A 13,209-nucleotide genomic window follows, 5' to 3' on the forward strand; every position below is an offset into this window, starting at 1 on the left:
GCCGGGCGGGGCCGCGAACCGTTTAAGGCGACGGTCGCACCTACACTGACTCCCGGTGTGCCGGGAAGACTGGTCGGCGGTCCTGTTCCCGACCCCCGGAGCGCGCCCCGTGCTGGCCCGAGAACTCGTCGAACCCTTCCCCGTCGTGGCCCTGGAGTCGCCGGCCCTCGACGCGACCCGTCTGCTGATCGAGCGCCGACTGCCGGGCCTGATCGTGGTGGACGCCCACGGCGCCCCGCACAGCGTGTTGCCCGGATCGCAGGTGTTGCGCTTCCTCGTCCCGGCCTACGTCCAGGAGGATCCCTCACTGGCCCGCGTCTACGACGAGGCGCACGCCGACCGGCTCTGTGCGTCCCTGGCCGGGCGGACCGTGGCCGATCTGCTGCCCACCAAACGCGTGGAGTTGTCGGTGGTGGACGCCGGCGACACGGCCCTGGAGATCGCGGCGATCATGGCCAAGCTCCGCAGCCCGCTGGTGGCCGTCGTCGACGACGGCAGACTGCTCGGCGCGATCACGGTCTCTCGACTCCTCGAGCGTCTGCTGGCCATCCCGTGACCGAGACCCTGACGGTCGCGATCTTCGTGATCGCGTACATCCTGATCGCCACCGAGAAGATCCACCGCGTCACCGCCGCGCTGGGCGGGGCCGCAGCGATGGTGCTGATCGGCGTCGCCGACACCCATACGGCGTTCTTCAGCGAGGAGACCGGCGTCGACTGGAACGTCATCTTCCTGCTGCTCGGGATGATGATCATCGTCGGCGTCGTCAAACAGACAGGCGTGTTCGAGTACCTGGCGATCTGGGCCGCGAAACGGGCCGGTGGTCAGCCGTTCCGCGTCATGGTGTTGCTGGTGGTGATCACCGCGGTCGCGTCGGCCTTGCTGGACAACGTGACCACCGTGCTGCTGGTCGCGCCGGTGACGCTGCTGGTCTGCGACCGGATCGGCAACTCGGCGGTGCCGTTCCTGATCGCGGAGGCGATGGCCTCCAACATCGGTGGGGCCGCGACCCTGATCGGGGACCCGCCCAACATCATCATCGCGAGCCGGTCGGGGCTCTCGTTCAACGATTTCGTCCTCAACCTGGCCCCGATCATCGTCGTCCTGATGGTCGTGTTCATCGGGATGTGCAAGCTGATGTTCGGCCGGCAGTTGGAGTACCACCCCGAGCGCGTCGCCGAAGTGATGTCCCTGGACGAGCGGCAGGCCATCCGCGACCCCGCGATGCTGGTCCGCTGCCTGGTGATCCTGGGCGGGGTCACGATCGCGTTCGCCCTGCACTCCGCCCTGCACGTCGAGCCGGCCATCGTCGCGCTGCTCGGCGCCGGGGCGATCATCGCCGTGACGCAGAGCCCTCCCGAGCAGTTCCTGGAGGAAGTCGAGTGGCCGACCCTGGTCTTCTTCATGGGCCTGTTCATCATGGTCGGAGGCCTGGTCGAGGTCGGTGTCATCGGCGACCTCGGTGAGAAGGCGACCGAGGCGGCGCAGGGCCACTACCTGGCGGCGTCCACGGGCCTGCTCTTCGGCTCCGCGGTGCTGTCCGGGCTCGTCGACAACATCCCCTACGTCGCGACCATGGCCCCACTGACCCTGGACCTGGTGAATGCGGCCCCGACGCCGGTCGAGGGCAACGCCCTGTGGTGGTCGCTGGCCCTGGGCGCGGACCTGGGCGGCAACGCGACGGCGGTCGGCGCGAGCGCCAACGTCGTCGTGCTCGGCATCGCGGCGCGCAACGGCGTCCCGATCAGCTTCTGGACCTTCACCAAGTACGGCTTGATCGTGGCGAGCGTCACGGTGGCGCTGTCCTGGCCGTACGTGTACCTGCGTTACTTCGTGCTGGGATGAGTTCCGCCCCGTCCCGCGCGTTGTTCGACCTGCTCCCGACCGCCGAATGGCGATTCCTGACCCGCGCCTTGCGGGACGAGACGATCGGCGGCGTGCTGCTGTTGGCCGCCGCGGCCGTCGCCGTCGGGTGGGCGAACTCGCCCTGGTCCGACGCGTACGACTCGGTGCGGCACCACACGATCGGGCCGGAGTCGCTGCACCTCGACCTGGACCTGGAGCACTGGGCCGCCGACGGCCTGCTGGCGCTGTTCTTTTTCGTCGCCGGCCTGGAACTCAAGCGCGAACTCGTCTGCGGTCAGCTGCGGACGTTGTCCACCGCGGTGCTGCCCGTGGTCGCCGCGCTCGCCGGGATGCTGGTGCCGATCGTGGTGTTCTTCGCGATCGCAGCGGGCGCGCCCGGCGCCGCGGACGGCTGGGCGGTCCCCACGGCGACGGACATTGCCGTGGCCCTCGCGGTGCTCGCGGTGGTCGGACCCGCCCTGCCGCCGGCGTTGCGGGCCTTCCTGCTGACGCTGGCCGTCGTCGACGACCTCGGCGCGATCCTCATCATCGCCACCGTCTACACCAGCAGCATCGACCTGGCGGCGCTCGCGGTAGCCGGAACCGGCGCCCTCGGCTACGCCTACCTGCAGCACCGCCGCGTGCACGCCTGGTGGGTCTACGTCCCGCTGGCCGGCGGAGTCTGGGGTTTCGTGCACGCCTCTGGGGTGCACGCCACGATCGCCGGCGTCGCCCTCGGCCTGCTGACCCGCGTCCGCCCGGACGAGGATGAGGACCACTCCCCGGCGGAGCGGCTCGAGCACCGGCTGCGGCCACTCGCCGCCGGCGTCGCGGTGCCGCTGTTCGCTTTGCTGAGTGCCGGGGTCGCCCTGTCGCCCGCCGCCCTGTCCGACGCCGGCGGGGACCGGGTCGCGGTCGCCGTGGCCGCCGGCCTGGTGATCGGCAAGTTCCTCGGCGTCGCGGGCGGTACCTGGCTGGTCGCACGCTTCACCCGGGCCGAACTCGCACCCGGTCTGCACTGGGGGGACATCTGCGGGGTGGCCGCGCTGAGCGGCGTCGGCTTCACCGTGTCCCTGCTGATCGGGGACCTGGCCTTCGCCGGTGACCCAGCCCGCGCGGACAGCGTGACGATCGCGGTGTTCGCCGGCTCCCTGCTCGCCGCAGCGCTGGCCACGCTCCTGCTCCGGCGTCGCAACCGGTACCACCGGCGGCGGGGCGGCGGGCATCCCGGGCGCGCCAGCGGGCAGACTGTGGGCTGATTCCCCGGGTTGATTCCCCGGGCTGATCCCCGGGCTGATCCCCGGGCGATCGAGGAGGAGGAGACATGGCCGAGCACCGCAACGGCAGCGCGTCCACGGCCGAGGCGCCGTCCCTGGGTGAGCTGGTCGCCGCGGCCAGCCAGAACGCCTCGATCCTGATCCGCAGTGAGATCGAGCTGGCCAAGACCGAGCTCGCGGCCGAGGCGAAGAAGGCGGCCGTCGGCGGCGGCATGTTCGGCGCGGCCGGCCTGCTGGGGTTCTTCGGCTTCATCTTCCTCTCCTTCGGCGCGGTCTACGGCCTCGACAAGACCTCCCTGGACCTCTGGGCGTGCTTCCTGATCGTCGCCGGCGCCTACCTGTTGGTGGCCGGGATCCTGGTGGTGATCGGCGTGAAGTCGCTGAAGAAGATCGGCCCGCCCAAGCGCACACAGCGGACCATCAAGGACACCGTGGCGACGCTGAAGACCCGCGGCAAGAAGCAGTCCGCGAGCGCGTGAGTGCCTGACGACGGCCCCGGCGCTGGGGGTGTCGCGGGGGACTCCGGAGATCTCGTGTGGGCGCCCGAGGGCCCGTGGACGCACCGTCAGATCGCCGCCAACGGGGCGCGTTTCCACGTCGCCGAGGTCGGCGAGGGCCCGTTGGTGTTGCTGCTGCATGGCTTCCCGACGTTCTGGTGGACCTGGCGCCACCAGCTGACTGCGCTGGCCGCGGCCGGCTACCGCGCGGTGGCGATGGACCTGCGCGGCTACGGCGGCAGCGACAAGACCCCGCGCGGCTACGACCCGATCACGCTCACCGGTGACGTCGCCGGCGTGGTGCAGTCCCTCGGTGAGGCCGAGGCGACGATCGTCGGGCACGGCTGGGGCGGGGTGCTGGCCTGGACCAGCGCGGTGTTCGAGCCCAAGGTGGTGACCCGCCTCGCGGTGATCTCCGCGGCACACCCGCGCCGGATGCGTTCGGCGGTGATCGACCGGGAGCAGGTGGCCGCCTCGTCCTACGTCCTGGCCTATCAGCGTCCGTGGATACCGGAGCGGCAGTTGGTGGCCGACGACGGCGCCGCGGTCGGCGACCTTCTGCGCGAGTGGTCGGCCACCCCGGGCTGGCCGGACGCGGAGACCGAGGCGACCTACCGGCGGGCGATCCAGATCAAGGCGGTGGCGCACTCGGCGCTGGAGTACCACCGCTGGGCTGTGCGTTCGCTGGCCCGCCCGGACGGGCTGCGCTACGCCCGGCGGATGAGGGCCCCGATTCCCCGTCCGGTCCTGCACCTGCACGGTGCGCGGGACCCGGTGGTCCGGCCGAGCACCGCGGCCGGCTCCGGCCGGTACGTGGCCGGGCCGTACTCCTGGTCGGTGGTGCCCGAGGTGGGCCACTTCCCGCAGGAGGAAGCGCCGGAGGCGGTCAGCGCGGCGCTGGTGACCTGGCTCGCTGGTTCCACCTGACCGATCACTGCCTGACCATCCGAAGGGGTCTGAACGGCGCCCTGACGGCCGTTCAGACGCAATCCTTGGTGGACACCCGCTCGGTGCTCGACCTACCTTTGCGGGCGTCCTCGGCGATCTCGGCCGAGGTGAGGGCGTACCCGGTCTCGGAGTCCTGGACGGACTTGGCGAAGATCAGGCCGAAGACCTTGCCCTGCGGGGACAGCAGCGGGCCCCCTGAGTTGCCGGGCTCGATCTTGGCGAAGATCGAGAACACGTTCCGCTCGACCACTCCGGAGTTGTAGATGTCCGGGCCGCGGGCATTGATCTCCTCGCGGATCCGGGCCTTCTCCAGGTGGTACGGGCCGTTGAGCGGGAATCCGGCCACCACCGCGGAATCGCGGCGCCCGCCGCCGGTGTCGAAGCTCAGGGCCGGGGCGTTCAGGCCGGGCACGTAGATGATCGCGACGTCGCGGTCCTCGTCGAAGAGCACCACCCGGCCGGGCAGGCGCTCCTCGGTGCCGCCGACCGAGATCGTCGGCTCGGTGACTCCGGCGACGACGTGGGCGTTGGTCATCACCCGCTCCGGGGCGTACACGAACCCGGTGCCCTCCAGCGCCTTGCGGCAGGACTGCGCGGCGCCCTCGACCTTGACGATGCTGCGCTTGACCGCGCGAATCTGCGGGGCGGCCAGCGGCCCGGAGTCGGGTTCCTCGACCTGGATGATCTTCTCGTTGTCGAACGGCCCGAACACCTGGGTGATGCCGTTCTTGTCCAGCACCCGGGCCAGCGAGGAGTAGAGCCGGTCGGCGCTGTCGGGCATGTAGTCGTCGACGAAGCCGAGGACCTCGGACTCCTTCACCTTCTCCGACAGGTCCGAGACCGGCGCGCTCGCCAACGCGGAGCCGACGAACCAGGAGACGACCAGCAGCGAGATCACGCCGAGCAGCGCCCCGGCGCCCGCGTCGATCGCGTGCGCGGGTTGCCAGGTGACCATGCTGCGCAGCCAGGCTCCGCCGGCGGCGCCGAGCAACTGACCCACCGTCGCCATGGTCAGCACGATGCCGACGGCGAAGATCGCCTGCCCGAGTTCGTCGTCGATGATCTTCACGATCTCGGGGGCCATGAAGACCCCGACGATGCCGCCGGCCAGGAACCCCAGAAAGGCGGCCAGGCCGATCATGAAGCCCTGCCGGTAGCCGGCCGCGGCGAAGCTGACGCAGGCGATGACCAGGACGACGTCGATGACGCTCATCGAGTCGCCGCCACGGACTTCGTCCTCGCGGAGACCGATTCGGTGCCCATGATGAGTTCGCTGCGCTCGCTCATGAGATGTCCTCGAACCGGTCCTGGGACCAGGGCAGCTCCCAGCCGGCCAGGGCCAGTACGCGGTCGAGGACGAAGGCGGTGAAACCCCAGACCAGAATTCCGTCGACCTCGAAGGCCGGAGACTGCCGTCCGGAGATGTGCCGGGCGATCAGGCGGTTGGCCGGATCGACCAGATCGGCGACGCGGACCTGATGGACCGAGGCCACCTCGTTCAGGTCGACCGGGGTGACCGGGCTGGGGTCGCGCCACCAGGCCAGCACGGGCGTGACGGTGAACCCGCTGACCGGCACCGAGAGGTCGGGCAGGGTGCCGAAGACCTCGACCCCGCCCGGGTCCAGGCCGGTCTCCTCGACGGCTTCGCGCACGGCGGCCGCAGAGGCGTCGGTGTCCGTGGGATCGATGGCCCCGCCGGGGAAGGCCGGCTGGCCGGCGTGGGCGCGCATCTCGGCTGCCCGCTGGATCAGCAGGACCCGGATGTCGCCGGCTCCATCCTCGGCACCGTCCTGCCAGAACAGCAGCAGGACCGCGGCGCCGCGGGTTTCGCCCTGCGGCTGCAGCGGCACCAGGGGCATCAGGTCAGCTGGCTGGATCGTCCCGGCCAGGTCGACCAGCGGCGCCAGCCAGCCGGGAAGCTCGACCCTGTTCACCCCACGTCCCTTTCGGACCGGCGTCCTCAGGAAATCCCGAGGTGCTCCGCAATCGCGTCCTGGACCTGGCGCGCGCTCGTGAACGCACCATAGTGGACCTCGACGATCCTGCCGTCGGAGTTGACGAAGAGGGTGACAGGCGGACCGGGGATCCTTAGCGGACCCCTGACGGCGCCTTGGTGATCGGCCAGCGACGGCCAGTCCACCCCGTGGAACGAGAGCCAGTCCCGGGACGGGCCGTCGGAGTCGGTGAGCGCGATCCCGGCGAACCGGACGCGTTCACCCAAGGCCTCGTGGGCGGCGGTCAGGAACGGCAATTCGGCGCGGCAGGGCAGGCACCAACTGGCCCAGACGTTGAGTACCAACGGCCCGCGCAGCTCACCCAAGGTGACGGCCTCGCCCCCACCCAGGCAGTCCAGCGTCAGGTTCGGCAGGGTGCGACCCTCGTCGTCCCGGGAGCTCACCTCGGCGGCTCCGGCGAGCGGGCTGTCCAGCCCGGTGCACGTGAGGATCGGGCCCCCCGCGCCCCCGCCGGTCAGTGGCGGCGTGGTCAACCCCGGCCTCGGCGAGGCCAGCAGCGAGGCCCCCTCCTCGGCCGCCTCGGCCTGGGTCATCTCGCTCGTCATGCCGCTGGGCATCCCACCGGACATTCCGCTGGGCACGACCGGATCGTCGTCCCCGCCGCTGCAGGCGGTCAGCAGCAGGGGCACGGTGAGGGCAGCGGCCAGGAGCGCCGCGATCCGGACCCGACTCATCGCGGGCCCGAGGTCTTGACCAACGCCCGGGCCTGCTCCGGGTCGGTCTCGCCCTCGCCGTAGGCGGGACACAGGGCCGCAAGGGGGCAGGCACCGCAGGCCGGCTTGCGGGCGAAGCAGATCCGCCGCCCGTGCCAGATCATGCGGTGGGAGAGGTCCGTCCACTCCTTCTTGGGGACCAGTGCGCCGACGGCGTGCTCGACCTTGACCGGGTCTGCTTCTGCTGTCCAGCCGAAGCGGCGGGACAGTCGGCCGAAGTGGGTGTCCACGGTGATGCCGGGCACTCCGAAGGCGTTGCCCAGAACGACGTTCGCGGTCTTGCGGCCGACGCCGGGCAGCGTCACCAGATCATCGAGCTTGGCCGGCACCTCGCCGCCGTAGCGCTCGCACAGCGCCTGGGCCATGCCCATCACCGAGTTCGTCTTGGCCCGGAAGAATCCGGTGGAGGCGACGATCGTCTCCATCTCGGCGCGGTCGGCCCCGGCGTACTCGGCGGCCGTGCGGTACTTCGCGAACAGCACCGGAGTGACCAGGTTGACCCGCACATCGGTGGTCTGCGCGGACAGGATCGTCGCCACCAGGAGCTCGAGCGGGGTCGTGAAGTCCAGCTCGCAGTGGGCGTCGGGGTAGGTCTCGGCCAACGCGCGCGAGATTCGCCGGGCACGGCGGGTCAGGGCGAGGGGCGACTCGCCCGCGAACGATCGCGGCACGCGGTCAGCGTACGTCCGGGTCCCACCTGCAGAAACGGCCCGCCCCTGCCACTACGCTTCCGCACGGAAGAGGAGGAGCGCCGTGGACGACGTGATCAGGAAAGCGCCGCTGTTCTCGGCCCTCGACGACGAGGCCGCCGAGGCGCTGAAGCGCTCGATGGCCGAGGTCAATCTCGGGCGCGGCCAGGTGCTGTTCCGGGAGGGCGACTCGGGCGACAAGCTCTACGTCGTCGCCGACGGCAAGGTCAAGCTCGGCCGCACGTCCCCGGACGGCCGGGAGAACCTGCTGGCCATCCTCGGCCCGGGGGAGATGTTCGGCGAACTCTCGTTGTTCGACCCCGGTCCCCGCACCGCCACCGCGACCGCGGTCACCGACGTCCAGATCTACGCCCTCGGCCACGCGGACCTCACCGGCTGGGTGAGCGGCCGGCCCGAGGTCGCCCTCTCGCTGCTCAAACAGATCTCCAGCCGGTTGCGCCGCACCAATGAGGTGATCGGCGACCTGGTCTTCTCCGACGTGCCCGGCCGGGTGGCCAAGGCGCTGCTCGATCTCTCCAGCCGCTTCGGCGTGGAGTCCGAGGAAGGCGTGCATGTCGGCCACGACCTCACCCAGGAGGAACTGGCCCAGCTGGTCGGGGCCTCCCGCGAGACGGTGAACAAGGCCCTCGCCGACTTCGCCGGCCGCGGCTGGATCCGCCTGGAGGCCCGGGCCGTCGTTCTGCTCGACCTCGAGCGGCTGGCCCGTCGCGCCAAGTAGTTCTACCGAGTCGTCCTACCGGCTGAAGTCGCCGGCTTCCTGCCCGAGGCCTTCCGGGACATGCAGCCGCACCATGATCCGGTGGATGTTCGACGGCACGTGACGCGGTGTCAGTAGGGACACCCCGATCATCACCAGGAACGCGGCCGGGACGGTGATGGCCGCGGGCTGGGCCAGCAGCGCACCGGTCCACCCCTGGTACGGGCCGCCGATGATGGTGGCCAGCACCGCCGCCCCGGCGGACGCGCCACCGACGACCATCCCGGCGGCGGCGCCCACCGTGGACAGCCGTCGCCACCACACCCCGAGCACCAGGAGCGGGCAGAACGTCGAGGCGGCCACCGCGAAGGCGAGGCTGACCGCGTCGCCGACGGCGATGCCGCCCGCGATGAGGGCGAACAGGAACGGGATCAGCGTGGCCGGGACGGCGGCCAACTGGAACGTGCGGACGTCGCGGCTGCGGAACACGTCCTGGGACAGCACGGCCGCCGCCGACATGGTCAGGCCGGCCGCGGTGGAGAGGAACGCGGCGAAGGCGCCCGCGGTGACCAGGGCGGAGAGCAGGTCACCGCCGGTCCCGCCGACCATCCGCGAGGGCAGCTCCAGGACCACCGAGTCCACCCGGCCGGTCAGCAGCAGGTCCGGGGCGTAGATCCGGCCGAGGGCCCCGAACAGCGTCGGGCCGAGGTAGAACACTCCGAGCAGCGCGAGCACGGCCAGCGTCGTGCGGCGGGCCGCGCCCCCGTCGGGGTTGGTGTAGAAGCGCACCAGGATGTGCGGCAGGCCCATCGTGCCGAGCATGGTGGCGATGATCAGGGAGTAGGTCGTGTAGAGCGAGTGCTCCCGGCCTCCGGACAGCGGCTGGGCCCAGGCCTCGTCGGTGGCCGCGGGCAGGTTCTCCTCCACCGGGACCGGGGCGCCGGCGGGGAAGTCCAGCCGGGTGCCCTCGGCCACGGTGTGCGGCCCCGGCGCGAGCGGCGCAACTCCGCCGACGTAGCGCAGCCCGTCCACCACGCCGGTGACCCGCGGCACCACCGGCTGGGTCACCCGGATCTGCAGGTCCTCGGGTGCGGTGACAGTGGTCGCTACGGCGAATCTGGGCAGCGAGTCCCGGGTCAGGGACGGGGAGTCGTCGGCGTGCCAGCTCAGGAACAGAAATGCCGCCGGCAGCAGGATCGCGGTCACCTTCAGCCAGTACTGAAAGGCCTGCACGAAGGTGATCGAGCGCATGCCGCCGGCCGCCACCGTTGTCACCACGACGATGGCGACGATCAGCTCGCCGGCCCACAGCGGGGCGCCGGTGACCGTGCGCAGGGTCAGGCCCGCGCCCTGGAACTGGGGCATCAGGTAGAGCCAGCAGATCCCCACGACGAGCACGCTGGCCAGCGCCCGCAACCGGGTCGAGTTCAGCCGCAGTTCGGTGAAGTCCGGCAGCGTGTAGGCCCCGGAGCGGCGCAGCGGCGCGGCGACCAGCACCAGCATGATCAGGTAGCCGCCGGTGAAGCCGACCGGCAGCCAGAGCAGGTCCGCGCCGTAGGCCAGGATCAGCCCGGCGACGCCGAGGAACGATGCCGCGGACAGGTACTCCCCACCGATGGCGGAGGCGTTCCACAACGGTGAGACGGTCCGCGAGGCGACGTAGAAGTCCGAGGTGGTGCGCGAGATCCGCAGGCCGAACGCGCCGATGATCGCCGTGAGCGCGACCACGATCGAGATGGCCGCGATGCCGTAACCCTGACTCACCGGTGCTCGTTCATCGGGCTCATGTCAGCGGCGTTCGACGAGCGCGGCGAAGCGCCTCTCGTTGCGTTCCGCGGCCCGCACGTAGGCCCAGCCGCCGATCACCAGGGCGGGGTAGGCGAGCACGCCGAGGACGAGCCAGGGGAGCCCGAGCCCGAACACCCGCGCCCGGCCGGCGGCGGGCCACAGGTCGAACATCAGCGGCAGGCCGGCCACCAGGATCAGCGCGGTCAGGCAGACCGTCAGGGCCAGTCCCAGCTGGGTCCGCATCAGCGAGCGCAGGTACACCTCGCCGACCGTGGTCTGCTCGTCCAGGTCGAGGACGCCGCGTTGCGCGGCTCCGGTCGCGCGGGCGCGGGGGCTGGTGACGACCACGCGCTTGGACCGGTCGACCTCGTTCACTCGCGGACCTCAGGTAGGCGCTCGGCCGGAGCACCGGGCGCCGTGCTCGACGGACCGCCGGACGAATTGCCGGCCGCGCCGCCGGAAGCGTTGGGTCGCGAGCGACGGACCAGAACCTCGCGCAGGTCGCGGGTGTGACGCCGGCTCACCGTCAGTTCCTCGGTGCCGAGCACGACGCTCGACCGGCCGGTGGCCAGGCGCACCTCGGTCACGTGCGCCAGGGAGACCAGGTAACTGCGGTGGATGCGGATGAAGCCGGCGTCGCGCCAGCGCTCCTCCAGCGTCGCCATCGGCACCCGCACCAGGTGGGTCGCGTCGGCGGTGTGCAGGCGGGCGTAGTCGCCGTGGGACTCGACGTAGCGGACTTCGCTGCGCGAGATGAACCGGGTGACCCCGCCGAGCTCGACCGGGATGGTCTCGTCATCCGGCGGCGCGGGGGCCGCAGGCGCGGGGGTCGTCGGGGCGTTCATCGAGTTGACCCGCGCGACCAGGCGGCGCACCGCCTCGGCCAACCGCTCCGGACGGGCCGGCTTGAGTACGTAGTCGACGGCCTTGAGTTCGAAGGCGTCGACGGCGTGGGAATCGAACGCGGTGACGAACACGATCGGCGGCGGGTTGCGGAACTGGGCGAGCACGGTGGCCAGCTCCACACCGGACAGGCCGGGCATCCGGATGTCCATGAAGATGCCGTCGATGGTGTGCAGGCCGAGCTGACGCAACGCCTCGGCGCCGCTGTCCGCGGAGAGCACGCTGGCGATGTGCTCGTCCTGGCGCAGCAGGTAGACCAGCTCGGAGAGCGCAGGGGCCTCGTCGTCGACGGCGAGCACCGTCAGCTTCTTGTCGGGTGTGCTCACAGCGTCTCCGCCACGGACTTCGTCCTCGCGGAGCCGCGTTCGATGCTCATGGTTCGTTCGCTGCGCCCGTTCACGCGTGCACCCCGGGCTGGAACTTGGGCACGTTGAAGCTGACCTTCGTGCCGGCCCCCGGAGCGGTGGCCACGGTCAGGCCGTACTCGTCACCGAAGATCGTGCGCAGGCGCTCGTCGACGTTGCCCAGCCCGACGTGGTCGGATCCGGGCTCTCCGGACAGCGCCTCGCGCACCCGCTCGGGGGCCATCCCGACCCCGTCGTCTTCGACACTGATGAGACAGTGCGCGCCTGCGTCCTCAGCGAGGATCGTCACCGTGCCTTGTCCGTCCTTCGTTTCCAGGCCGTGCCGCACGGCGTTCTCCACCAGAGGCTGCAGGCAGAGGAACGGCATGGAGACCGCAAGAACCTCGGGGGCGACCCGCAGTGTGACATTGAGTCTCTCGCCGAACCGTGCCCGCTCGAGCAGCAGGTAACCGTTGATGGCGCGCAACTCGTCGGCCAGTGTGGTGAAGTCTCCGGACCGGCGGAAGGTGTACCGGGTGAAGTCGGCGAACTCCAGCAGTAGTTCACGCGCCCGGTCCGGGTCGGTGCGCACGAACGAGGCGATGGCGTTCAGCGAGTTGTAGATGAAGTGCGGGGAGATCTGCGCGCGCAGCGCGCGCACCTCGGCCTCCGCGACCCGGGTCCGGGTGGCGTCGAGCTCGGCCAGTTCGAGCTGACCGGACACCCAACTGCCCACCTCGTCGACGGCGCGGATCAGACCGGCCGAGCTGGAGCTGACGTAGGCCGCGAGGGTCCCGATCACTGTGGTGCCGGAGACCAGCGGGGTGACCACCACCTCGCGGATCGGCTCGCCGGCCGGGTGGTCACCCACGCCGAGGCCGTCCAGGACCTGGCTGCGGCCGCTGTCCATCACGGACTGAGCATGGGCGACGGCGTGCTCGCCGAGCTCGTCCTGGCCCTCGCCGTCCCAGGCGAGCAGACGCTGGCCGTCGGTGATCGCGACCGCTGTACTGCCGAGCAGGGTGCGCAGCGGCTTGATCGCGCGGGAAGTGCCGGCCTGGGTCAGCCCGCCGCGGAGCGAGGGCGCGGCCAGTGAAGCCAGGTGCAGGGTCTCGAAGCTGGCCTGGTCCGCGCTGGTCCCGAGGTCAGGTCGCCACACATTGAACCGGCGCAGCCCGAACACCCCCACCGCGACGGCCGCAGCGGCGATCGCGAGCGTCAGAGCACCCGTCAGGTCGCCCACGAGTCCGAATCTAGGCGGGCGGACACCCTGACGTCAGCTTTCGTGCACCGGTGGACCATCCAAAGGTGGCAATCGCCATCTTTTCGGCCCGGTTCCATACGGGTCGACGTTAGGGCACCTCGGGCGCCCGCTAGCGTGACCGCCCGTGCCTGCCGCTGACCCGTTCGCCGCCATCGCGCTCCTGCCCGGGGTGGCCGACGCCGGGCTGCGGGCCCGGGCGGCCGTGGAC

Annotated in this window: 14 protein-coding genes; 6 read left to right on the forward strand and 8 right to left on the reverse strand. The window is 71.1% G+C overall.

Annotation, left to right across the window (positions count from 1 at the left end; translation table 11 throughout):
• The first annotated feature begins 109 nt into the window (after window positions 1-109).
• From H0X00_RS14150 to H0X00_RS14170, 5 genes are all read left to right on the forward strand, one after another.
• Window positions 110-556 carry a CBS domain-containing protein gene (locus H0X00_RS14150; RefSeq protein WP_367186628.1) on the forward strand — a complete coding sequence of 149 codons (447 nt, stop codon included), beginning with the start codon at window positions 110-112 and terminating at the stop codon, window positions 554-556.
• The gene (locus H0X00_RS14155; RefSeq protein WP_293772111.1) at window positions 553-1,845 is read left to right on the forward strand and encodes an ArsB/NhaD family transporter; all 1,293 of its coding nucleotides are present in this window, start codon (window positions 553-555) and stop codon (window positions 1,843-1,845) included. The genes H0X00_RS14150 and H0X00_RS14155 overlap by 4 nt, the downstream gene beginning before the upstream one ends.
• Window positions 1,842-3,104: a Na+/H+ antiporter NhaA gene (gene nhaA / locus H0X00_RS14160; protein WP_293772114.1), complete on the forward strand. Its 1,263-nt coding sequence runs from the start codon at window positions 1,842-1,844 to the stop codon at window positions 3,102-3,104. Before H0X00_RS14155 ends, nhaA begins: the two co-directional genes overlap by 4 nt.
• 65 nt (window positions 3,105-3,169) lie before the next feature.
• Complete coding sequence (locus H0X00_RS14165) at window positions 3,170-3,601, forward strand: phage holin family protein (protein ID WP_293772117.1); 432 nt, start codon at window positions 3,170-3,172, stop codon at window positions 3,599-3,601.
• Window positions 3,602-3,655: 54 nt separating this feature from the next.
• Complete coding sequence (locus H0X00_RS14170; protein ID WP_293772120.1) at window positions 3,656-4,546, forward strand: alpha/beta hydrolase; 891 nt, start codon at window positions 3,656-3,658, stop codon at window positions 4,544-4,546.
• A 52-nt stretch (window positions 4,547-4,598) separates the two neighbouring features.
• On the opposite strand, the gene H0X00_RS14175 is transcribed toward H0X00_RS14170, so the two are convergent.
• The 4 genes from H0X00_RS14175 to nth form a co-directional block, all read right to left on the reverse strand.
• Window positions 4,599-5,780: a MarP family serine protease gene (locus H0X00_RS14175; protein ID WP_293772123.1), complete on the reverse strand. Its 1,182-nt coding sequence runs from the start codon at window positions 5,778-5,780 to the stop codon at window positions 4,599-4,601.
• A gap of 70 nt (window positions 5,781-5,850) precedes the next feature.
• Window positions 5,851-6,501, reverse strand: coding sequence for a CoA pyrophosphatase (locus H0X00_RS14180; RefSeq protein ID WP_293772125.1), 651 nt, complete (start codon window positions 6,499-6,501; stop codon window positions 5,851-5,853).
• Window positions 6,502-6,527: 26 nt separating this feature from the next.
• The gene (locus tag H0X00_RS14185; RefSeq protein WP_293772128.1) at window positions 6,528-7,256 is read right to left on the reverse strand and encodes a TlpA disulfide reductase family protein; all 729 of its coding nucleotides are present in this window, start codon (window positions 7,254-7,256) and stop codon (window positions 6,528-6,530) included.
• A complete protein-coding gene (gene nth / locus H0X00_RS14190; RefSeq protein WP_293772131.1) occupies window positions 7,253-7,966 on the reverse strand; it encodes an endonuclease III in 714 nt (237 codons plus the stop codon). The genes H0X00_RS14185 and nth overlap by 4 nt, the downstream gene beginning before the upstream one ends.
• Window positions 7,967-8,048: 82 nt before the next feature.
• Between nth and H0X00_RS14195 the strand changes: the two genes are divergently transcribed.
• On the forward strand, window positions 8,049-8,723 hold the full coding sequence (locus H0X00_RS14195) for a Crp/Fnr family transcriptional regulator (RefSeq protein WP_293772134.1): 675 nt from the start codon (window positions 8,049-8,051) through the stop codon (window positions 8,721-8,723).
• 15 nt (window positions 8,724-8,738) lie between these two features.
• Here H0X00_RS14195 and H0X00_RS14200 read toward each other — a convergent pair whose 3' ends face one another.
• From H0X00_RS14200 to H0X00_RS14215, 4 genes are all read right to left on the reverse strand, one after another.
• Complete coding sequence (locus H0X00_RS14200) at window positions 8,739-10,466, reverse strand: cation acetate symporter (protein WP_293772136.1); 1,728 nt, start codon at window positions 10,464-10,466, stop codon at window positions 8,739-8,741.
• 24 nt (window positions 10,467-10,490) lie between these two features.
• A complete protein-coding gene (locus H0X00_RS14205) occupies window positions 10,491-10,865 on the reverse strand; it encodes a hypothetical protein (RefSeq protein WP_293772138.1) in 375 nt (124 codons plus the stop codon).
• On the reverse strand, window positions 10,862-11,719 hold the full coding sequence (locus H0X00_RS14210; protein ID WP_293772140.1) for a LytTR family DNA-binding domain-containing protein: 858 nt from the start codon (window positions 11,717-11,719) through the stop codon (window positions 10,862-10,864). Before H0X00_RS14210 ends, H0X00_RS14205 begins: the two co-directional genes overlap by 4 nt.
• Before the next feature lie 70 nt (window positions 11,720-11,789).
• Window positions 11,790-12,980 carry a sensor histidine kinase gene (locus H0X00_RS14215; protein ID WP_293772142.1) on the reverse strand — a complete coding sequence of 397 codons (1,191 nt, stop codon included), beginning with the start codon at window positions 12,978-12,980 and terminating at the stop codon, window positions 11,790-11,792.
• Window positions 12,981-13,209 lie beyond the last annotated feature (229 nt).

It is taken from the genome of Sporichthya sp. (genome assembly GCF_013815995.1).
In the GTDB taxonomy this organism is placed as follows: domain Bacteria; phylum Actinomycetota; class Actinomycetes; order Sporichthyales; family Sporichthyaceae; genus Sporichthya.

Coding starts and splice junctions, on each gene's coding strand:
- nhaA (WP_293772114.1), top strand. CDS start 1,842: ATGAGTTCCGCCCCGTCCCGCGCGTTGTTCGACCTGCTCCCGACCGCC.
- H0X00_RS14175 (WP_293772123.1), bottom strand. CDS start 5,780: ATGAGCGTCATCGACGTCGTCCTGGTCATCGCCTGCGTCAGCTTCGCC.
- H0X00_RS14165 (WP_293772117.1), top strand. CDS start 3,170: ATGGCCGAGCACCGCAACGGCAGCGCGTCCACGGCCGAGGCGCCGTCC.
- H0X00_RS14185 (WP_293772128.1), bottom strand. CDS start 7,256: ATGAGTCGGGTCCGGATCGCGGCGCTCCTGGCCGCTGCCCTCACCGTG.